The organism is Geomonas azotofigens (assembly GCF_018919395.1).
Lineage (GTDB): Bacteria > Desulfobacterota > Desulfuromonadia > Geobacterales > Geobacteraceae > Geomonas > Geomonas azotofigens.
The window spans coordinates 462,713-482,673 of the sequence record NZ_JAHLME010000003.1; the positions used below are offsets into that span (position 1 = coordinate 462,713).

The following is a 19,961-nucleotide window of genomic DNA, read 5'->3' on the forward strand; positions in this document are numbered from 1 at the left end:
TTATGCTGATTCGTCCCCGGATTGCAACCGTTCCGAATTCAGCATTTTCGAAGCGAGCCAAGAAAGAGTTGAATATCGGTTCGCGAGCGGATATGATGTGAAACCTTTAAATAGATACTTCTATCCTGGAAGGTGAGATGACAGCCAAAACAACGACACCACAACGCACCCTGCTCGTGGACGACGAACCCGGTATCCTGACCGAGGTGTCGCTGCTGCTCGCCTCGAGCGACATTCCGGAGGTGGCCACCATATCGGATAGCCGGCAGGTGATCCCGTACGTGCGCGAGCACAGGGTGAATGCGGTGATCCTCGACTGGGTGATGCCCAACGTGACCGGGGCCGAGATTCTGCAGAGCCTGACCGTGGAGCACCCGGAGATCCCGGTGATCGTGATGACCGCCATGGGTGACGTCGAGACGGCGGTGACCAGCATGCGCCAGGGAGCATTCGATTTTCTCACCAAGCCGGTGGACCCCAACCGCCTGGTGGCGAGCGTCAAGAAGGCGCTCCAGGTGAGCGAGCTGGGACAGCAAAACCGCAAGCTCAAGGACTACCTGCTGGCGGACACACTCGGCAACCCCGACGCCTTCGCCGGGATCATCACCACTTCCAAGAAGATGCGCGGCATTTTCCAGTACATCGAGGCGATCGCCAGTTCGCGGCTGCCGGTCCTGATCACCGGCGAGACCGGCGTCGGCAAGGAGCTCCTGGCGCGCGCGGTGCACGACGTATCCGGCGTCCCCGGCCCCTTCATCTCGTTGAACGCCGCCGGGCTCGACGATTTCATGTTTTCCGACACCCTCTTCGGCCACAAGAAGGGGGCCTTCACCGGCGCCGACAGCAAGCGTGACGGACTCATCAGCGCGGCCGCCGGCGGAACCCTCTTTCTCGACGAGATCGGGGACCTGAACCTCGCCTCCCAGATCAAGCTGTTGCGGCTATTACAGGAACGCGAGTACTATCGGCTGGGGTCGGACCTGCTTTTGAAGAGCGACGCTCGCATCGTGGCCGCCTCCAACATGGATTTCGCCGCCCTGCGCGCCGCCGGGACGTTCCGAAACGACCTCTACTACCGTCTCTGCGCCCACGAATTCCGCGTCCCTCCCTTGCGGGAGCGCCTTGAGGACGTGGAGGCACTGGTCGAATATTTCGTTGGGCAGATCGCGTCGCAGCAGGGGAAACCGGCTCCCAAGGTGCCGCAGAACGTGATCGCGGCGCTCAGGCAGTGCAGGTTCCCCGGCAACGTGCGCGAGCTCTACAACATGGTGCACCACGCAGTCACCTGCAACGAGGGGGCGCCCCTGTCGGTCGACGACTTTCCCGGGGTCGCGGCGGCGCCGGTGCGGGCGGCGCAGCCCGTGGACTGCGCCAACCCGTTGTTTTCGCTGTTCGGGAAGTTTCCGACCGTTTTGCAGGTCGAGGAGTACCTGATCGCCGAGGCCATGAAGCTCACCAGCGGCAACCAGACCCAGGCGGCGGAGCTTTTGGGACTGACCCGGCCGACCCTGAACAAGCGGCTCAAGCAGGAGCGTCAGTAGGAGGGTGCCGCCGGCTGGGAGGCAATGCCCTGCGTGACGACCTTTTTCCTGGAGGAAAGGTAGGTGAGGTTCTGCAGCACGGTCTTTTCCAGGGTGGCGTCGTAGAACTTGCGTCGACAGTCCACCTCGGTCAACGCCTTGCCTTGCAGCTTCATGACGAAACGGCAGCCGCCGAAGCAGAGCGGGAGATAGCTGCACTCCAGGCAGGTGTCCACCTGCCAATTCCCGATCCCGTGAGAGGCCCGGTAGTCCTTCAGTCCCTCGGACAAACTGCCGACGCTCAACTCTTGCGTGCCCATGAATGCCGGGCACTTGTAGAATCTCCCCGTGCAGTCCACCACCAGGTTGTCCTTTAGTTCCACGATGCACGCAGACGGCTTTAGGGTAGGGGCGCGGTAGCCCCGGGCGAGCGTGGCCTCGCGCAAAAACGGGACCGCCTCCATGAGCCACGGTTCCTCGGACAGCGCGCAGCCGGAGTTGACGTCGGAGCAGCCGCCCGCGGAAACTACGGGCGTGAACATCACCACCGCGAGCTTGTCGGGGGTGATGCCGTAGCGGGGGAGCTGGTCCAGCAGCCGTGGGAACTCGCGGTAGTTTTCCGGCCGGAAGTTCGCCCCCAGCTGGATGGAAATGAGGTCGCACACCTGCACCAGGTTGTCCACGATGATGTCGAAACTGCCGGCGCCTGACGCGTACGGACGCTGGACGTCGTGAATCTCCCTGGGGCCGTCCAGGGTGAACTTGGCGCCAAGCAGCCCCAGGGGGAGCAGCTGCAGGGCCGTGTTGCGGTCCAGCAGCGTGCCGTTAGTGACCAGGTTGAAAGCGTACGTGACCCCGTGGCTTTGGGCCGCGGCCCGCAGCGGTTCCGAGATGCGCCGGATCAGGTCCTGGGACAGCAGCGGCTCCCCGCCGTAAAACGATATCGTGACATCCCACCCCTGCGCGATCCTCTCCCGTATCAGTGCCTGCACCAAAAGGTCCGCGGTCGCCTCCGACATGTAGTGCCCGCAACGGAACTCTCCTTCGAAGCAGTAGCCGCAGTCCAGGTTGCAGTCGAGGTTCAGCACCACCGAGATCTTGAAGTGGCGTGCCTCGCCGTTGGCGCGCGTGATGAGGCCGCGTAGCTGCTCTTTCTCCAGGTCGGGATCCTGAACCACGATGCCGATCCTGGCCAGTGCCGCGCACTCCGCCTCGGGGAACGTGCCGTCTTGCAGCGCCGAAAGTTTTTCGAGAGGGACCGATGCCACCGAGCCGCGCAAGGTTGAGTAGAGGATGAAGTGACCGGGACGGTCGGGGGAGGGGAAGACCTTCAGGTAACGCGAAAGTTTCATGGGATGGTACCTATGGTGAGACCACTTGTTGTCGCAGTCATACTTGTCATGGGTAACGGATCTACTTTAGTGTCGCCTTCCCGGCTGCTGGAAAGGCGACACTCGTTCCATGTCATATCTTGCTTGCCCAGAGGTACACGTAGATACAGCAGCCAAGTCCATCCATGTCTTCCATGCCGGTTCCTTCATCAAGAATTTCCAATGCCACGTTTTCTTTTGCCATTGCGCTCTCCTCCTTTGGGTTGGTGAAAACCTTGGACTTTTTTAACAGGCCGTGGTACATTAGCATAACCTTATTTGGCCCGCAATGATAAATTTGTTTTTTTTTATGAGGAGGGGGTGTGAGGAAGACGTCCGCAGTTATGTCAGTGTATGCCACAGTCAGATTGATGCTGTTGACTGTGGCGCTCTGCATGCTGACAGTGGGGCCGGCGAGGAGCGACGACGACCTGAGTTCACTGGAGCTGTTCAGCGGGGAAGGGGCTGAGCTGGTCTCCGCGAGCCGGTCCCCCCGTCCCGCCTCCCAGACAGCGGAAAATATAACGGTTGTCACGGCTGAAGAAATCAAGGCGCTGAACGCGCACACCCTGCCTGATATCCTTTACGCCGTCACCGGCATCCAATCGGAGGTGATCGGTACCCCCGGCACCATCACCAACATCGAAATACAGGGCTCGGACTTCGACCACGTACTGGTCCTGATCGACAACGTCCCAGTCAATAGCCTATCCGACAATTTTCCTGACCTGGCCGCCATCCCGGCGCAGATCATCGACCGGATCGAGATCGTGAAGGGGGCGGCATCCAGTTCATGGGGGAGCGCCCTGGGTGGCGTCATCAACGTGATTACCAAGATGCCGCAGCAGGACCGCGCCATCGACGGCACCGTGACCGGCTCCTATGGGACCAGGGAGACGGCGGACGGTCGAATCGAGGCGACCGGCACCGTGGACCGACTGGGCTATTACCTGACTGGAGGCACGCTCAGTTCGGACGGCCTACGCAGCAATAACCAGTCCGATCTCAAGAACCTTTACGGCAAGCTGCACTATGAGCTTCCGGTACGGGGGGGCGTGACCCTCTCCACCCTTTACAGCTACAAAAAAACCGGACTTCTTGCCCTTCCCGGCATCGACATCAATGACCAAAAGCACGAGCTCGTCTCGTCGCTCGCCCTGCAACTGCCGCTGGACAACCGGGTCACCCTGGACGCCGCCCTGCGGACTCGACAGAGCGACACGGAGATGTTCGTAATCCGCAAACCGGATGCAGCCCTCCTGCAAAGCGCACTCGAGGAGGACCACAGCAGCGGCGGAAGCGTCAAGCTTTCGTGGCTGGGCGAATGGCAACTGGTCGTGGCCGGCGTTGACTACGACCACGTCAAGGTGAAGCTGCGGGGAGGCGCGTCACCAGGCGAGGAGTCTAAAGGCGCCGACCGCCTCGGTGTCTACCTGAACGACACCTTCACTGCCGGCAACTTCGCGATAACCCCCAGCGCCCGTTTCGACTGGACCGGCTTCGGGGGAAACCGTTTCAGTCCCAGCTTCGGCATCACCTACGCCTTGAGCGAGAACAGCCTGCTGCGCGGCTACACCGCCCGGGGCTACAGCCTCACCTCCCTGAACCGGGCCGACTCCACCGAGAAGGTGTGGACCTCTCAAATTGGCTACGAGTCCGGGGAAATCCCCTACCTCTGGCTCAAGGCGACCCTCTTTAGAAACGACACCTGGGACGTCATCAGCAACGAGTTCAGCACCATCGTCAAGAAGAGACAATTAAAGCAAGGCGGCGAATTCGAACTGCGCACCGTTCCCGTTTTCAACACCTCGCTCTCCACCGGCTACACCTACATTTACTCTACCGATGGGGGGGATGGGGCCGCGCTCAATTCGGTACCGAAGCACACCCTCAAGCTCGGGGTGCGCTACCGGGACCCGTCACGGCTGCAGGCGCAAATCACGGGACACTACATCGACTGGAACGCTACTGACGGCAGGAGCAGGGGCATTCTCTGGGACCTGCACCTGAGCAAGACCTTCGAGTATTCCGAATTCGGGTCGGTCGAGCTCTTCGGCTCGCTCAGGAACATCTTCGACGGTCAGCAGTACCTTTCCGAACTGTACAAGAACACGGGGCGCTGGGCGGAAGTGGGGGTGAGATGTCACTTCTAAAACTTCTGCTGCTGGTGCTCTTCACGCTGACACCGACGCTCGCCCTGGCCTACGACGTCCTCTTGCTCCAGTCCATGCACGACAAGGGGTACGACGAGGCGGTGCGCGGCTTCAAGCGCGACTGTCGCGGCTCGGTGCGCCGCATCGTCCTCGCCGATTACGCCGAGCTCGACCTCACCCGCATCACCCGCGAGGAACACCCGAAACTGATCGTGGCGGTGGGGGACCGGGCCCTGGAACTGGCGCAAAAGCAGCACGCCACGCCGGTACTGTACATGATGGCGCTTAACGCCAAGCCGCGCGGCGCCGTGGGCGGCGTCAGCATGCTGCTTGACCCGGGGCGCTACCTCTCCGTGTTCGGGGAGATGGGCGCGGAACGGGTGGGGGTGCTCTATGACCCGGCCAGAAGCGGGGGGTACGTGAAACGCGCGGTCGCCGCGGCCGCGCGCTGCGGAGTGAAGCTCGTGTTGCGCGAGGTGCATGCCCCCAAGGAAACGCCGGCCATGCTCGCCTCCTTGAAGGGTAAGGTCAACGCGCTCTGGATGCTCCCCGACACGACCGCGGTATCCCCGGGCTCCACCGAAGCCTATTTCCTCTTTTCCCAGGCGGAGCGGGTGCCCGTGGTCACCTTCGCCGACGTCTACCTCTCCATGGGAGGGGCCGTCGCCCTCACCATCGACCGCTACGACATCGGGCGTCAGGTCGCCGAACTGGCGCAGCGCGTGCTGGATGGGAACCCGCCCGAAGAGGGGGGGGAGCCGCCCAGGCGCGCGATCACCAGGAGCAACGACAGCGTGGTGCGCCAGTTGAAGCTGAACGGCGCGGTGGGGCACTGACATGAGAAGAAGGAAACTGCGACTCCCCCCCTACGCGAAGAGCTTCCGGTTCCGGCTCTACCTGATTTTCACCGTCACCATCGCGCTGCTCACCGCCGCCTTTGTCACCTTCTACGTCCTCACCGAGCTGAACGCCTTCCGCTCCAACATGGAGCGGGAGGGGAAGCTCCTCGCGACCGTCCTGGCCCAGAACGCGCGCCTGCCGCTCTTCGCGGAAAACAGGGAGGCGCTGGACATCCTGGCCGACGGGACCGCGCGCTACCCGTCGGTGCTTTCCGTTTCCATCGTGGACCGGGAGGGGAGGCTTCTCGCCCAGCAGGTGAAATCGCAGACGGTGCCCGGTGACGTGATCGACATGCGGGTGCCCGTCAGCTCTCCCAGCGGGGTACTCTCCCCGGAGTCGGCGCTGCTTGGGCAGCCCCAGGGGAACGAGCAGCGGGTCATCGGGGAGGTGCGCCTGAAGCTGGACACCTCGGCGGCGCGCGAACGGCTGGTCGCCCTGGTGGCGGCCTCGCTGGCCATCGGCATCCTGTTCTGGATCCTGGTTTCCCTTTTGTGCTACCAGATCCTGAAGAGGGTCACCAACTCATTCAACCTGCTTCTGGGCGGTATCGAGAAGATCGGCAACGGCACCCTCTCCGCCCGGGTGGGCCTGGACGGCGACGACGAACTGGGACGTGCCGCCAACGCCATCAACGCCATGGCCGCCTCGCTGGAGCTGCGCGAACTGGAAAACCAGGCGCTGCAGGATGAGTTGCTGCGCGCCATGCGGCTGGAGGTGCAGGAGGAGAAAAAACAGGTCATGGCGCGGCTGATCCAGACCAACAAGATGACTTCGCTGGGTCTGCTCCTTTCCTCCATGGCGCACGAGATCAACAACCCCAACGCCTCGATCCGTTTTTCGGGGCACATGATCGGCAAGATGCTCGCCGACGCCCTCCCCCTTCTGGACGGGGTATGGCAGGAAGAGGGGGAGTTCTACCTGGGGGGGGTGCCGTACCAGAAGGCGCGGCTGGTGCTCACCGAGAATGCCGGCAAGATCGTCGAGAATTCCGAGCGCATCGCCCAGGTGGTGCAGGGACTGCGCGATTACGGGGTAGGGGGAGGGGGACAGTTGCGCCAGAGGCTGGAGATAAACGGCGCCGTGTCGGCGGCCCTGTCGGTGCTGGCCTGCCAGATGAAACGGGACGTGCAGCTGCACACATCCCTGGGTACCTCGATCCCGGCCGTCGCCGGGAGCCAGCAGCAGATCGAGCAGGTGCTCATCAACCTGATCCTCAATGCCATGCAGTCCTGTGCCGGCCGCAGCGGCGAGGTCCATCTCAGCACCCGCCACGACGTCGCCAAGGGGGAGGTGGTGGTCGAGGTGCGCGACAACGGGGTCGGCATCACTCCCGAGACCAAGGAGCGGCTGTTCGAGCCATTCTTTTCCACCAAGCTGGAACTGGGCGGCAGCGGGCTTGGACTGTACATCTCGCAGTTCATCGTGTCCGAGCACGGCGGCCGGCTGCAGCTCGACTCCACGCTCGGCAAGGGTACCGTGGCGACCGTGGTGCTCCCGGTCGCCCCTGCCTCAGTGGTGGGCATGCTCCCCGCCCAGCTCGGTCAGCATGCCGCCGATCCGCTCCATGAGGTCGGTTAAGGCATCCCCCTGGGAACCCTCGCCGCAGATCCTGCGCATCTGGTTCAACAACCCCTCGAAAACGTCCTCTCCGCAGGCCCCCGTTACCATGTCGTTGGTGAGCCTGTCGTTCAAAAGCAGCCGCTTCATCTGGATCAGCTGAATCTCCACGCGCAGCTTCTTGATGGTGGGCAGGTCGCTTTGCTTGAGCAGCTGGAGGCACTGGTTGATGATGCTGTACTGGTGGTCCATGGTCTTCTCCCGATCGCGTTGACATTGAAACTAGATACGCTGCTTCCAATATCCGTGCCAAGTCTGGCGGGGAAAAGCGATGCAAGATCCGGCACTTATGCCACATCGATGTGGCGGGCGGGACGGGACGGAGTGTGCATTTTTTTACAGTTTCCGAAGCGCCGCGCGAAAAACGCCGGTGGCGGGAGACTTTACCGGCGCTTTGTAAAAAAAGGAACTGTTCGTTTTTTTACAGGTGGGCGCCGCCGCCTCACCTGCCCAATGCGGCGCTCACCGCCGCGGTGATCTGTTCCGGCGTGAAAGGCTTCAGGATGTAGCCGTTGGCCTTGGCCTCGTCCACCAGCTGGCGCATCTCGGCTTCGCTCTTGGAGGAGAGGAGCAGGATCGGGATGTCGCGGCTCACCTCGTTCTCCTTCAAAAGCTTCGCCTTCTTGTTGCCGTCCAGCATGGGCATCATGATGTCCATGATGATCAGGTCGGGCCTGTCCTTGGAGAAAATGAAACGGTTGGCCTCTATGCCGTTGGTGGCGGTGACCACCTGGTAACCGGCTTGATCAAGGGCGTCCTTGGCCATGGCTAGTACCAGTTCGCTGTCGTCGATGATGAGGATCTTTTCTTTCAAGGCACGTCTCCTTTCTGGGGTTGATGTTGCCGCGGATGAACGCCGGTCCCGGCTGCGGGGCGTTCCGCCACGAACAGTTCGTCCAAAGCGGCGGGAATGAGGTCCAGGGGGACCACCTGGTCGGCCGCGTCGAGGGTGATGGCGGCCTTGGGCATGCCGAACACCGCGCAGGAGGGCTCGTCCTGGACGATGGTGGTCCCGCCGGCCTCCCTGATATGCAGCATCCCCTGGGCGCCGTCGCGCCCCATCCCGGTCAACAGCACGGCCACCACCTGGTCGCAGCGCTGCCGCGCCAGCGAATCGAAGAAGACATCGATGGAGGGGCGACAGCAGTTTACCGCAGGGGCGTCGTTGAGCAAGGTGACACCGTCGGCGACGGTGAGGTGTCTGCCGTCGGGAGCCACGAGCGCCTCGCCGGCGCGGAAGGGGGCGCCGTCACGGGCGAGCCTGACCGGCAGGGCGCACTCCCGGTCCAGCCAGTTGGCGAAGCCGGCGGCGAACCCCTGCGCGATGTGCTGGACCACGAAGACCGCCCCGGGGAAGTCCGCCGGCAGGGCCTTCAAAAGCCGCATCACCGCCTTGGGGCCGCCGGTCGAGGCTCCGATGGCGAGGATGCTGTGTCCGGGGCCGCCGGGGAGCGTGGCGAGCGGCTCGTCCGGGCGCGGTTTGCGCCGGGGGTGCCGGATGACCCGGATCCTTGCGAGGAAAAGGACCTTCTCCCGCAGCGTGGCGGCGAACTCCGCCAGCGCCCCGGCGCCGTCCAGTCTCGGCTTCTCCATGACGTCCAGCGCCCCCCTCTTGATGGCGACGAAGGCGCGGTCCACCTCGCTGGCCTCCACCGCCGCCGAGAGGACCAGCACCGGGGTAGGGTGGAGGGCCATGATCTCCTCGATGGCGTCCAGCCCGTCCAGCACCGGCATCAGCAGGTCCATGATCACGAGGTCGGGCTTGAGCGCCTGGACCAGTTCGACCGCCTGCCTGCCGTCGCACGCCTCGCCGACCACGCGGATGTCGTGGCTTTCCTGCAGCATGTCCTTGAGCACCTGGCGCGCGAGGAGGGAATCGTCGGCCAGAAGCACCCTCGTGGTCATAGCAACTATCCTTCCTTTGCCTTCCTCGGCACGGCAACGGGCGTGCCGGCGTGAAGACGGTTTCTCAGCCGATCAGCATCTGCACCGTTTCCAGCAGCAGACCCTGGTCGAAGGCGCCCTTGACGATGTAGGCCTGCGCCCCGGCCTGCAGCGCCTGGCGCTTGTCCTCGTCGCGCGACAGCGACGAGACGATGATCACCGGCGTTTCCCGGTAGCGCTCCGAGGCGCGCAAGGCCCGGGTCAGCTCGAAGCCGTTGATCCCCGGCATCTCCACGTCGGAGATCACCAGGTCGAACTGCTCCTCGGCGCTCTTCTCCAGGGCGTCCTCGCCGGAGACCGCCGTCACCACCGCGTACCCCTGGCTGACCAGGATACTCTGCTCCATGGTGCGGGTGGTGATGGAGTCGTCGACCACCAGCACCTTTGGGCGGCGCTTCGCCGCCTGCGCCTCATCGGCCGAGAGGGTGGCGCGCTGCACGCCGCGACCGGACTCGAACAGGTCCGGGACGTTCAGGATCAACGCGGGATTGCCGTCCCCGAGGATGGTGGCGCCGAACAGGAACCTGACGTTTCGGAACTGCTTGCCCAGCCCCTTGACCACCACCTCGCTGTAGCCCAGGTGGGCCTCCACGGTGCAGGCGATGCGCTGGTCGCAATGCTTCAAGACCACCGCCGAGAGCGGCGCGTCGCCGGCATCGCGGCGCTCGGGGAGCCCCAGCATCCCCGGCAGACTGTACAGCGGCGTGGTCGCGCCGCGCACCTTGATCACCTCGCCGCTGCCGAGCGTGTCGATCTCGCTGGCGCGCACCTTGACGATCTCCTGCAGGTAGGTGGTGGGGATGGCGAAGGTCTCGCCGCCGCAGGCGACGATCAGCGCGTCCAGGACGGAAAGGGTGAGCGGAAGCTGCAGGGTGACCTGGGTGAAGCTCCCCGGCTCGCTGGCCAGGGTCACGCTCCCCTTGACCCGCTCGATGTTCTTCTTCACCACGTCCATCCCCACCCCGCGCCCGGAGATGTCGGTGACGATCTCGGCCGTGGAGAAGCCGGGACGGAAGGTGAGGTAGAGCGCCTCCTCGTCGCTGATGCCGTCCGCCTCGCGCGGATCGAGCACGCCGCGCGCGACCGCGGCCGCCCTGATGCTGGCCGGGTCCATGCCCCGCCCGTCGTCGCGCACCTCGACCAGCACCGAGTTCCCCTCGTGGCGGGCCGAGAGGAGCACGGTGCCCCGGCGCGGTTTCCCTGCGGCGGCGCGCGCCTCCGGGGCCTCGATGCCGTGGGAGAGGGCGTTGGTCAGGAGGTGGATCAGAATCGGTTTGAGCCCCTCCAGGAGCACCCGGTCGATCTCGATGGCCTGCCCGATGATCTGGAACTGCACCTCGCGCCCCAGCTGCTGCGCCAGGTCCCGCACCAGGCGCTCCAGGCCGTCGGAGATGGTCCGCAGCGGCAGCATGCGCAGCCCCATCGCCTTGCCGTGCAGCTCCTGGATCAGGTAGTCGAGGTAGAGGACGTCCTCCTCGAGCTCGCCCCGGAAAGTCGTCAGCGGCGCGCTGTGCTCGGCGGGAAGGGCGCAGGCGATCTCCTTGAGCTGCGCAAGCTTCGCCTCCAGGCGCTTCTTGTTGATGATCAGCTCCCCGACCAGGTTCACCAGGTGGTCCAGGGTCTTCACGTCAGCCCGCACCGTGTCCGAAGCCGCCTCGGGCTGGTGCTCCTTGGGCTCGGCGTGCAGGTGCTGCCCCAGCTCGCCCCGCTCGTACTCGGCGACGAAGCGCTCCACGTCCAGTTCCGGCGCCTCGCCGCGCACCAGCGCCGACGTGATCAGCGCCACCGCGTCGGCGCCGCGCAGAAGGAGATCGATGGCCTGGGCATCCACCTTGCGCTCGCCCCGCTCCATCCCCTTCAACTGCTCCTCCATGGTATGGGTGATGGCGCTGATGTCGGCGAGCCCCACCATGCGGGCGGACCCCTTCAGGGTGTGCGCGTTGCGCAGCAGCTCGTGCAACAGGTCGGTCCTGGCCGGATTTCTCTCCAGCACCAGCAGGCCGCTCTGCAGCGAGGCCAGGTGCTCCTCCGCCTCGCGGCAGAAGATCTCCAGGTAACGGTTCGCCATCTAGGCCTCTTCCTCGGTGATCTCCTTGAGGCGCTCGGCGAGCTCCAGGATCTCGGCGATGGCCTTCTCGGTCTCGTGCGCCGAGAGTGCCACCTGCTGCGCCACGTCGCGCACCTCGGTCATGGTCTCCGCCATCTGCTCGCAGGCGGAGGTCTGCTGCTGGGTCGAGAGGGTGATCTCCTTGGCGGTGCGGGCGGTCTCGTGGGCCGTGGACATGATGGAGGCGAAGGAGAACTGCACCTTGTCCACCAGTTGCGAGGCGGCGTCGACCGCCTTGGTCCCTTCCTCGGTGACCATGATGGTGTTGTTGGTGGCGCGCTGGATCTCGCCGATCAACCCCTTGATCTGGCGGGTCGCCTCCACGGTGCGGTCGGCCAGGCGCTTCACCTCCTGGGCCACGATGGCGAAGCGCTTGCCCGCCTCGCCGGCGCCCGCCGCCTCGATGGCGGCGTTAAGGGCGAGGAGGTTGGTCTGGTCGCTGATCTCGTCGATGATCTCCACGATGCCGCCGATCTTCTGGCTGTTGTCACCGAGTTCCAGCATGCTCTTGGCGATGCTCTGCACCTGGCTTCTCACCTGTCCCATCCCCTCGATGGCGTTGGTGACGTCCTCGCGCCCGCTGTTGCAGTTCCTCGTGGTGTCCTCGGCGACCGCCTCGACGCTCTTCGAGTTGCCGGTGATCATCTTGGCGGTGATGGCGATCTCCTCGCTGGTGGTGGTCACCTCCTGGACCGCGCTCGCCTGCTGGGTCGAGCCCGACGCCTGCTGGGCGCTGATGGCCATCATCTCGTTTGCGGCGCTGGAGAGCTGGATCACCGCCTCCTTCACCGAGGCGATCAGGCGCCCGGAGCGGCCGATCTCGTCCTTGAGGTCCCTGACGATGACCGTGGTCATCACGTTGAAGGCCTCGGCCAGTTCGCCTATCTCGTCGTTACTTTCCACGGGGATGGTCTCGTCGAGGTCGCCGCCGGTGATCTTGTGCGCTTTCTCGGTCAGCTTTCGTAACGGCTGTACCGCGCGACTCACCACCACCAGGATGGTGATGCTGGCCACGAGCAGCATGACCGCCATGCTCCCCACGATCTGGTTCCTGAGCTCGGCTCCCTTTTGCTCGGTCTTCACCATGGAGAAACCGATCCGGAAGGAGCCCCAGTGTTTCCCCTTCACGTAGACCGGGGCGGAGAGGTCCCACATGGTCTCGCCGGTGTCGCGCTGGTAGACCTGCTTCAGTATCGGCTCGGTGTTCTTTGAGGCCGCGACCCCCACCGGATCGCTGAAGATACGCTTGGTGCGGTTGTTCAGTTTGTCCTTCTCCCGGTCACCGGTCAGGGGGACCGAGTACCTGGTATTGTGAGTCGCGATGTAGCCGTTTCTATCGGTGAGGACCGCGAAGACGATCTGGTCGTCCTTCAGGAACTCGTCCTCCAGCGCCTGCACCGCCTGGTCCATGAAACGGTCGAACTGGGTGTGAAACTTCTGCGGCTCCGTGTTCGGGATCGGGATGTAGTGCTCGTCGAAGAGCTGCTCCTGGGTGAGGGTCCCGTTGGCCACCGCCTCCTCGAGAATCCGTTCCATGGACCGGGCGCCGGTCTGCGCCAGGATGCGCCCCTTGGAGAGGAGTTCCTCCTCCATGTTGGCGCGGCGCGAACGGACGAAGTACACCGAGAAGGCGGTCATGATGACCACCATGACCATGATCAGGACGCTGACGATCTTTACCGATAGCTTGTTGGACATGTCGAAACCCCAGTATCTAGTTTATGTTCGTAACTTCCTACTCTCTTCCAAGGCCCAGCGCCCGCCTCACAGCTCGCCCGCGACCAGCTCGGGGTCGGCCAGCAGCGCCTCCATGTCGAGCAGGATCACGCTTCCCTCCTCGACCGCGAAGTGCCCCCGGACGAAGGGGGCCTTGATGCCGGAACCCGTCGCGACCGGCTCGAAGCTGTCGAAACAGAGCCCCTGCACCCCGTGCGCCGCCTCGGCGAGGATGCCGGTGGCGAAGTTGTCGCCCCGCACCACGAGGATCCTCCCCGTCGGACCGATCTCGGGCTGGGGGAGCCCCAGCATGGGGCGGATGTCGATGGCGGCGGTGATCTCCCCGCGCAGGTTGAAGATCCCCCGGATCAGGCTCTGCACCGCGGGTACCCGCACCAGTTTGGGGACCCGGATCACCTCGCAGGCGTAGTGGGTCTCGAAGGCGTAGCGTTTCCCCCCCAGCGTGAAAACCAGGCACTCCAGCGTTTCCCTCGCCTCGCTCTCCTCCTCGGCGAGCGCCAGCCAGTAATCTTCCCGCATCTGGGTCAGGATGGTGCGGATGTCGTAGCTGTTGTCGTCTCCCATCTAGAAACCTCTCGTGGCTGGTTCGGCCGGCCTAGGCCACCCGTGCCAGCGTGCTCTGCAGTTGCAGCATGCAGACCGCCCTGGTGAGTCCCCCGGAGAAGGGGATGGTCTCCTCGTCGCGGCAGCGCGACAGGATCCTGATGCTGTTTCTGATCTCCCGCGTCCCCTCGGCGATCCTCCCCTGGCGCAGGTGCAGCCGCCCCATGTGGTAGCGCGGCATGATGAAGTCGTGGTCCAAAAGGAGCGCCTTGCGGTACTCGCCGGCGGCCTCGTCCAAGCGGTCCGCCGCGTCCAGGAGCACCCCCTTCAGGAAGTAGGCCTCCGGGAGGAGGTCGTTCAGGGCGAGCACCCGTTCGCTGGTCTCAAGCGCCTGCTCCAGCGCCCCCTTGCCGGCCAGGATGAACCCCTTGAGCACCAGGGCGTCCGGGAAATCGGGACGGCACCGCAGCACCAGCTCCAAAAGCTCCAGGGCCGGCTCGAACTCCTCACGGTCGAAAAGCTCCCGCGCCGCCTGCAGCAGGTCGGCCGCGTCCGACGCGCCGGCGGCGGTCGCGGCGGTCGCGGCGGTCGCGGGCTCAGCGGGCTCAGCGGGCTCAGCGGGCTCAGCGGGCTCAGCGGGCTCAGCGGGCGCCGGTACACCCCCTCTCCCTCCGGGAGAGGGGCGGGGTGAGGGGCGCCCCGGGCCAGCGGTGCCGTCCGCCCTCTGCGGCTCGGCGTCACCCTGCCACGGCGTCTGCTTGCTGAGCCACTCCGCCGCCAGCCGGAGCTGCTCCGCGCTCAGGGCATCGCCATCCTCCCAGGCCGGCGCCGCGGCGTCGCGGGGGGGGGCGGCGGCCGGTTCGCCGACGGTGCCCCCCTTCACGTAGTAAAAGCTTCGCTCCTTGCGCCTCAATTCGAGGTCGAGGCCGCGCTGCAGCAGGGTCTCCGAGTGCCCCAGGAAGAGCAGGCCCCCAGGCTTCAGCGCCTGGGTGAACCGCTGCAGCATCCCCGCCGCGGTCTCGGGGGTGAAGTAGATCAGCACGTTGCGGCAGAAGATGGCGTCCAGTTCGCGCAGCTCGTCGCAGACCGGCTCCCGGCAGGGGATCGAGAGGTTCAGGTGGGAGAACTGCACCAGCCGCTTCACCTCGTCCCGGATCAGGAAACTTTCGCCGACCCGCCTGAAATAGCGCGCCGACTGCTCCGGCGTCGCGATCCTCATCGACCACGGGGAGTACACCCCCTCGCGCGCCCTTTTCAGGGACCGGTTGTTGATGTCGGTGGCGATGATCCGGATGTCGCGCTCCCTCCAGTCGGGGAGCGTCTCCATCAGGGTCATGGCGATGGAGTAGGGCTCCTCGCCGGTGGAGCACCCCGCCGACCAGATCCGGATCGGGCAGGCGCTGGCATGGTGCTGGGCGAAGCGCTCCCTCAGGACCTCGAAGTGGGCGGGGTAGCGGTAGAAGTAGGTTTCCCCGACGGTGAGGAACTGCAAAAGCTTCTGGAGCTCGTGACGGTCCTCGCCGTGTTCCTTGAGGTACTGCAGGTACTCCCTGAAGTCGGTCAGGCGCAGGGCCGCCATTCGTTTCAGCAGCCCGCGCGTCAGCGCCGCCCGGTTGCGCTGGTCGAAGTGCAGCCCGCTGCGGGACAGGATGTGCCGGGAAAAGGCGGCGGCCAGCGGTGCGTCGAGCTCCTGGTCCTGGGGGGGCACTTCCTTTCGCAGCGCCACCGCGGTGACGTCTTCCAGCAGGCGCTTCACGTCCAGGGGCTTGCCGATGAAATCGAAAACCTGCAAAAGCTCCGCCTCGAGTCTCAGGCACTCGGAAATGACGATGACGGGAACCGAGCGGGGCCCTGACGGCGTCTGTACCCTGTGCTCGATGGCGAGGGGGGCGATCTTCGACGCCTCCAGGGCGAGGATGATCAGGTCCGGCTTCTGCCGCCTGATGGCGGGAAAGGCTTCCTTTTCCTGGGCGACGGAGCGGGTGATATGCCCGGCGCACTGCAACAGTTCACCCAGGTAGGTGGTGAAGGATTCGTTGTCGCTGATGATGAGGATTTGCAGTGGCAAGTGGCTGTCCCTCTTACTTGTATATCTTGGTAACAGGCTCGAAGCGTGACAAGTGGCGGTGAAACCTGTGTACGACAAAATAAAACGCTCTGGTAAAAGGTAATCAGCCGAAATCACATCAATACTATTGGTTTAGCCTGCGTAGGTCAACTAAAATTAATTTCATCCATAAAATCCTGTTTTGATGAATTCTCACCCTGCGGGATCAGGAGCGATTGCAATCGCCGGTGTCAATGTTAAAAACTTACAATGTTTTGCGGACCCCAATAAACCCCGGCTGCAGCCCCGCAACTCCCCGTCACCGCGGGCTGCTGATCGACGAGGAAGCCATGAACGTCCTGCTGGTTGCCGGTGCCAGACCCAATTTCATGAAGATAGCTCCCATCTACCGCGCCTCGCTCGCCTGCCGCTCCGTGCGCTGCAGCATCGTGCACACCGGCCAACACTACGACCAGGAGATGTCTGGCACCTTTTTCGAGGAGCTGGAGATCCCGCAGCCGAGCTACTCGCTCAACGCCGGTTCCGGCAGCCATGCCGCCCAGACCGCCACCGTCATGGTGGCCTTCGAGGAGGTCTGCCTCCGGGAGCGTCCCGACCTGGTCCTGGTGGTGGGGGACGTCAACTCCACGCTCGCCTGTTCCATCGTGGCCAAGAAGTGCGGCATTGAGGTTGCCCACGTCGAGGCCGGGTTGCGCAGCTTCGACCTCGCCATGCCCGAGGAGATCAACCGGATGGTGACCGATGCCATCTCGGACCATTTCTTCGTCACCGAGGAGAGCGCCGTCGACAACCTGCTCCGCGAGGGAAAGCCCGCGGGGAGGATTCACGCGGTGGGGCACGTCATGGTGGACAATCTCCTGCACCAGGTCGAGTGCCTCGCGCGCGAGGACCAGACCCGGCTCGATCGGTTCGCCATGAAGGAGCAGGCGCGCCCCTACCTGTTCCTCACCCTGCACCGCCCCTCAAACGTCGATTGCCGCGAGACCTTCTCGGGCATAGCGCAGGCGTTGAACCAGCTCGCCCAGAGCCGGACCATCTTTTTCCCGGTGCACCCGCGCACCAGGAAGATGATGCAGGCACACGGCGTGCACCTCTCGGAGAAGGTGGTTCTGCTGCCGCCGCTAGGCTACCGCGAGGCGCTGTTTCTGTGGAAGGATGCGGAAGCCGTGTTGACCGACAGCGGTGGTCTCCAGGAAGAGACCACCGCCCTGGGCGTTCCCTGCGTCACCATCAGGGAAAACACCGAGCGCCCCATCACCGTGGAGATCGGCAGCAACGTGCTTGCCGGCACCTCGCCGCGGGGGATCCTCGCGGGCTTCGAGCAAAGCCTGGCCAAGAAAAACAGCGCCCGGGTCCCGCCCCTTTGGGACGGACGAGCCGCGCAACGCATCTGGCACGTGCTGACCGAGGGGGAGGGGGCGTGATCATCCCTTGACATGGAGGTATCGCGGCTATAGTATATGCGAAAGTTTGCATATAAAAGAACGAGGAGAGCTGCCATGCCCATTTTTGAGTACGTTTGCAAGGAGTGCGGTACCCGCTTTGAGAAGCTGCAAAAAGGGGGCGCGACCGACGAGTGCAGCTGCCCGACCTGCGGTTCAGCGGCGGTGAACAAGGCGCTCTCTACCTTCGCGGCGGGGAGCGCGTCGGAACAAAAGTGCCACAGCGGCGGCTGAAGGTTTTAACCGGTCGCCCAGTTGGGCGCAGCATTAAAGCGAGAAGAGGGGGCCCCTGGCGGCCTCCTTTTTTTTGCTTGTTCTCCCGGCTGGGCCCCCCTCCGAGGGCCTCGATGCTGTAAACGGAGGAATTAGCTTGACATGCAAAAAGTCGAATGTGTATTGTGCGGTTGCGGCGCCTGACGCGTGAGAGTCCGGGGCGGCGCGCCTTTTGGGGAGGACGATGTGGAAAAGCTGAAACTGCCGGGATACGGGGTCCTGATTCCGGTCGCAGTGCTGCTCGGTTTCGCCCCGTTCGTTCCCGAGCCGCACCTGGTGGGCAAGGCGAGGATGCTCCTGTCGGGCACCCTGGTGCGGCCTTTGGATATCTTCGATCTTTTCTGGCATGCCTGGCCCTTCGCGCTCCTGGCCTGCCGGGTGGCCGTGGATATTCGTGACCGTGGGGGCGCCCGTGGCCGGTCGTGAGACGGCGTGATGCCAAAGCGCGACGCCGTCGGCCGCTGGAGGCCTCGCGCGGAGCGCAGAGACGAGACTCTGGAGGAGATGATGAACAAGAGGATAGTGGTGATCGGCGCCAACGCCGCCGGGGCCAAGGCGGCCGCCAAGGCCAGAAGAACCGATTCCCGGGCCGAAATCGTCGTGCTCGACCGCGGCAACTTCATATCGTACGGCGCCTGCGGCATCCCGTACTACCTGTCCGACATGGTCAAGGACCTGAACGAACTGATGAGCACCCCGGTCGGGGTGGTGCGCGACCGCAACTTCTTCAGCAAGGTCAAGGGGGTGTCGGTGCGGACCGGCACCGAGGTGACCGGCATCGACCGGCAGCGCAAGGTGATCCGCCTGCGTGAGGGGGACGGCGCCGAGAGCGAACTCCCCTACGACACGCTGGTGCTCGCCACCGGCAGCTCCCCCCTGGTGCCTCCCCTCGAGAACGTCTCCCTGCGGAATATTTTCACCGTGAAATCGATCGAGGATGCCGAGCTGCTGAAGGAAAAGGCGGTTCCCGGTGCGGTGGCCTGCATCATCGGCGCGGGCCTGATCGGCCTTGAGACCGCGGAAGCGCTGCGGGGCAAGGGGATGCAGGTGACCCTGGTCGAGATGCGGGACCAGCTCCTGCCGGGTGTGCTCGACCCCGAGGTCGCGTCGGTGGTGGAGAAACAGCTGAAACTGCAGGGGGTGACCGTGCTCACCGGCTGCGCGGTCACCGGTTTCGCCGGCGAGGGAAGGGTGCGGCAGGTGATCGCCGGCGGCCACGAGATCGCCGCCGACCTGGTGGTGCTCGCCCCGGGGGTGAGGCCCAACGTGGCCCTCGCCCGCGAGGCCGGGCTCGCGATCGGGGTGACCGGCGCCATCGCGGTGGACGAGCGACAGACCACGAGCGACCCCGACATCTACGCCTGCGGCGATTGCTGCGAAACCACCCACCTCGTCACCGGGAAGAAGGTGTTCATCCCGCTCGGGAGCACTGCCAACAAGCAGGGACGGGTCGCTGGGATCAACGCGGCCGGCGGGGTAGCGACCTTCGCCGGTGTCGTCGGCACCAGCATCCTCAAGGTGTTCAACGTCAACGCCGGGAAGACCGGCCTCACCGAGAGCGAGGCCCGTGCCCTCGGGTTGGACGTGGAGACGGTGCTCTCCCCGGCGCCGGACCGCGCCCACTTCTACCCCGGCGCCAAGCCGATCCTGCTGAAGCTGGTCGCCGAGCGCGGCACCGGCCGTTTCCTCGGGCTGCAGGCGGCGGGGGAGGGGGCGGTGGACAAACGGCTCGACGCGGCCGCGGCCGCCATCACCTTTAGGGCCAGCGTGGAACAGCTGTCCCAGTTGGACCTCGCCTACGCCCCCCCTTACAGCGCCGCCATGGACAACCTCATCGTCGCCGCCGACATCATGAAGAACAAGCTTGCCGGCCACGCCCGGGGCATCTCGGCGCGGGAGGTGAAAAGAAAGCTCGACGACGGGGACGACTTCATCCTGCTCGATGTCCGCTCCCCCGCCGAGCACGGCGAGATCGGCATCGCCGGCGCCAAGCTGATCCCGCTGGGAGCGCTGCGCGAGCGGCTGGAAGAGCTCCCGAGGGACAAGGAGATCGTCGCCTTCTGCAAGGTGAGCCTCAGGGGGTACGAGGCACAGAAGATTCTCGACGCGGCCGGCTTTGGCGACGTGAAGTTCATGGATGGCGGCATCATGGCCTGGCCCTACCGCCTCCGGGACCAGTGACGGCAAGCCACGTCGCCCGCTCGACCACGGGGACCGCCTGAGCGCGGTCCCTTTTCTTTTGGAGGCGGCTTCAGCGGGGAGTGAATCTGCTCCCTGCGGAGGGGCG

At 64.6% G+C, this 19,961-nt stretch carries 16 protein-coding genes; 8 read left to right on the top strand and 8 right to left on the bottom strand.

The window, feature by feature from the left end; translation table 11 throughout:
• The first annotated feature begins 137 nt into the window (after nucleotides 1-137).
• Nucleotides 138-1,541, top strand: a complete 1,404-nt coding sequence (locus KOL99_RS11840; protein ID WP_216510675.1) for a sigma-54-dependent transcriptional regulator — start codon at nucleotides 138-140, stop codon at nucleotides 1,539-1,541.
• On the opposite strand, the gene gptM is transcribed toward KOL99_RS11840, so the two are convergent.
• Entirely contained in the window at nucleotides 1,535-2,872 is a 1,338-nt protein-coding gene (gene gptM, locus KOL99_RS11845) for a geopeptide radical SAM maturase (protein WP_216510676.1), read from the bottom strand. The genes KOL99_RS11840 and gptM overlap by 7 nt on opposite strands.
• 413 nt (nucleotides 2,873-3,285) lie before the next feature.
• Here gptM and KOL99_RS11855 point away from each other — a divergent pair, with 413 nt between their 5' ends.
• From KOL99_RS11855 to KOL99_RS11865, 3 genes are read left to right on the top strand one after another with little or no spacing between them, the layout of a single operon-like run.
• On the top strand, nucleotides 3,286-5,043 hold the full coding sequence (locus KOL99_RS11855) for a TonB-dependent receptor plug domain-containing protein (RefSeq protein ID WP_236026066.1): 1,758 nt from the start codon (nucleotides 3,286-3,288) through the stop codon (nucleotides 5,041-5,043).
• Nucleotides 5,031-5,879, top strand: coding sequence for an ABC transporter substrate-binding protein (locus KOL99_RS11860; protein WP_216510679.1), 849 nt, complete (start codon nucleotides 5,031-5,033; stop codon nucleotides 5,877-5,879). The genes KOL99_RS11855 and KOL99_RS11860 overlap by 13 nt, the downstream gene beginning before the upstream one ends.
• Nucleotide 5,880: 1 nt before the next feature.
• Nucleotides 5,881-7,521, top strand: a complete 1,641-nt coding sequence (locus tag KOL99_RS11865; protein WP_216510680.1) for an ATP-binding protein — start codon at nucleotides 5,881-5,883, stop codon at nucleotides 7,519-7,521.
• Here the strand turns inward: KOL99_RS11865 and KOL99_RS11870 are convergent.
• The 7 genes from KOL99_RS11870 to KOL99_RS11900 all read right to left on the bottom strand — a co-directional run bounded on the left by KOL99_RS11870 (nucleotide 7,453) and on the right by KOL99_RS11900 (nucleotide 15,959).
• Complete coding sequence (locus tag KOL99_RS11870) at nucleotides 7,453-7,752, bottom strand: hypothetical protein (protein ID WP_216510681.1); 300 nt, start codon at nucleotides 7,750-7,752, stop codon at nucleotides 7,453-7,455. The genes KOL99_RS11865 and KOL99_RS11870 overlap by 69 nt on opposite strands.
• Nucleotides 7,753-8,002: 250 nt before the next feature.
• On the bottom strand, nucleotides 8,003-8,374 hold the full coding sequence (locus KOL99_RS11875) for a response regulator (RefSeq protein ID WP_216510682.1): 372 nt from the start codon (nucleotides 8,372-8,374) through the stop codon (nucleotides 8,003-8,005).
• Nucleotides 8,371-9,465, bottom strand: coding sequence for a chemotaxis-specific protein-glutamate methyltransferase CheB (gene cheB, locus KOL99_RS11880; protein ID WP_216510683.1), 1,095 nt, complete (start codon nucleotides 9,463-9,465; stop codon nucleotides 8,371-8,373). Before cheB ends, KOL99_RS11875 begins: the two co-directional genes overlap by 4 nt.
• Nucleotides 9,466-9,529: 64 nt before the next feature.
• A complete protein-coding gene (locus KOL99_RS11885) occupies nucleotides 9,530-11,572 on the bottom strand; it encodes a hybrid sensor histidine kinase/response regulator (protein ID WP_216510684.1) in 2,043 nt (680 codons plus the stop codon).
• Nucleotides 11,573-13,309, bottom strand: coding sequence for a methyl-accepting chemotaxis protein (locus KOL99_RS11890; protein WP_216510685.1), 1,737 nt, complete (start codon nucleotides 13,307-13,309; stop codon nucleotides 11,573-11,575).
• Between the two features lie 66 nt (nucleotides 13,310-13,375).
• A complete protein-coding gene (locus KOL99_RS11895; RefSeq protein WP_216510686.1) occupies nucleotides 13,376-13,912 on the bottom strand; it encodes a chemotaxis protein CheW in 537 nt (178 codons plus the stop codon).
• Between the two features lie 31 nt (nucleotides 13,913-13,943).
• Nucleotides 13,944-15,959, bottom strand: coding sequence for a CheR family methyltransferase (locus tag KOL99_RS11900; protein ID WP_216510687.1), 2,016 nt, complete (start codon nucleotides 15,957-15,959; stop codon nucleotides 13,944-13,946).
• Nucleotides 15,960-16,288: 329 nt separating this feature from the next.
• Here KOL99_RS11900 and wecB point away from each other — a divergent pair, with 329 nt between their 5' ends.
• The 4 genes from wecB (at nucleotide 16,289) to KOL99_RS11920 (ending at nucleotide 19,855) form a co-directional block, all read left to right on the top strand.
• Nucleotides 16,289-17,383 (top strand): non-hydrolyzing UDP-N-acetylglucosamine 2-epimerase, encoded by a 1,095-nt coding sequence (gene wecB, locus KOL99_RS11905; protein WP_216510688.1) that lies wholly within the window; start codon nucleotides 16,289-16,291, stop codon nucleotides 17,381-17,383.
• Between the two features lie 75 nt (nucleotides 17,384-17,458).
• On the top strand, nucleotides 17,459-17,635 hold the full coding sequence (locus tag KOL99_RS11910; protein WP_216510689.1) for an FmdB family zinc ribbon protein: 177 nt from the start codon (nucleotides 17,459-17,461) through the stop codon (nucleotides 17,633-17,635).
• A gap of 225 nt (nucleotides 17,636-17,860) precedes the next feature.
• A complete protein-coding gene (locus KOL99_RS11915) occupies nucleotides 17,861-18,100 on the top strand; it encodes an RND transporter (RefSeq protein WP_216510690.1) in 240 nt (79 codons plus the stop codon).
• Nucleotides 18,101-18,181: 81 nt separating this feature from the next.
• Nucleotides 18,182-19,855, top strand: a complete 1,674-nt coding sequence (locus tag KOL99_RS11920; protein WP_216510691.1) for an FAD-dependent oxidoreductase — start codon at nucleotides 18,182-18,184, stop codon at nucleotides 19,853-19,855.
• Nucleotides 19,856-19,961 lie beyond the last annotated feature (106 nt).

Bases quoted from the DNA above. Each gene is read 5' to 3' on its own strand.
- KOL99_RS11865 (WP_216510680.1), top strand. From the start codon at position 5,881: ATGAGAAGAAGGAAACTGCGACTCCCCCCCTACGCGAAGAGCTTCCGG.
- KOL99_RS11840 (WP_216510675.1), top strand. From the start codon at position 138: ATGACAGCCAAAACAACGACACCACAACGCACCCTGCTCGTGGACGAC.
- KOL99_RS11920 (WP_216510691.1), top strand. From the start codon at position 18,182: ATGAACAAGAGGATAGTGGTGATCGGCGCCAACGCCGCCGGGGCCAAG.
- KOL99_RS11885 (WP_216510684.1), bottom strand. From the start codon at position 11,572: ATGGCGAACCGTTACCTGGAGATCTTCTGCCGCGAGGCGGAGGAGCAC.
- wecB (WP_216510688.1), top strand. From the start codon at position 16,289: ATGAACGTCCTGCTGGTTGCCGGTGCCAGACCCAATTTCATGAAGATA.
- KOL99_RS11870 (WP_216510681.1), bottom strand. From the start codon at position 7,752: ATGGACCACCAGTACAGCATCATCAACCAGTGCCTCCAGCTGCTCAAG.
- gptM (WP_216510676.1), bottom strand. From the start codon at position 2,872: ATGAAACTTTCGCGTTACCTGAAGGTCTTCCCCTCCCCCGACCGTCCC.
- cheB (WP_216510683.1), bottom strand. From the start codon at position 9,465: ATGACCACGAGGGTGCTTCTGGCCGACGATTCCCTCCTCGCGCGCCAG.
- KOL99_RS11910 (WP_216510689.1), top strand. From the start codon at position 17,459: ATGCCCATTTTTGAGTACGTTTGCAAGGAGTGCGGTACCCGCTTTGAG.
- KOL99_RS11855 (WP_236026066.1), top strand. From the start codon at position 3,286: ATGCTGACAGTGGGGCCGGCGAGGAGCGACGACGACCTGAGTTCACTG.
- KOL99_RS11895 (WP_216510686.1), bottom strand. From the start codon at position 13,912: ATGGGAGACGACAACAGCTACGACATCCGCACCATCCTGACCCAGATG.
- KOL99_RS11890 (WP_216510685.1), bottom strand. From the start codon at position 13,309: ATGTCCAACAAGCTATCGGTAAAGATCGTCAGCGTCCTGATCATGGTC.
- KOL99_RS11860 (WP_216510679.1), top strand. From the start codon at position 5,031: ATGTCACTTCTAAAACTTCTGCTGCTGGTGCTCTTCACGCTGACACCG.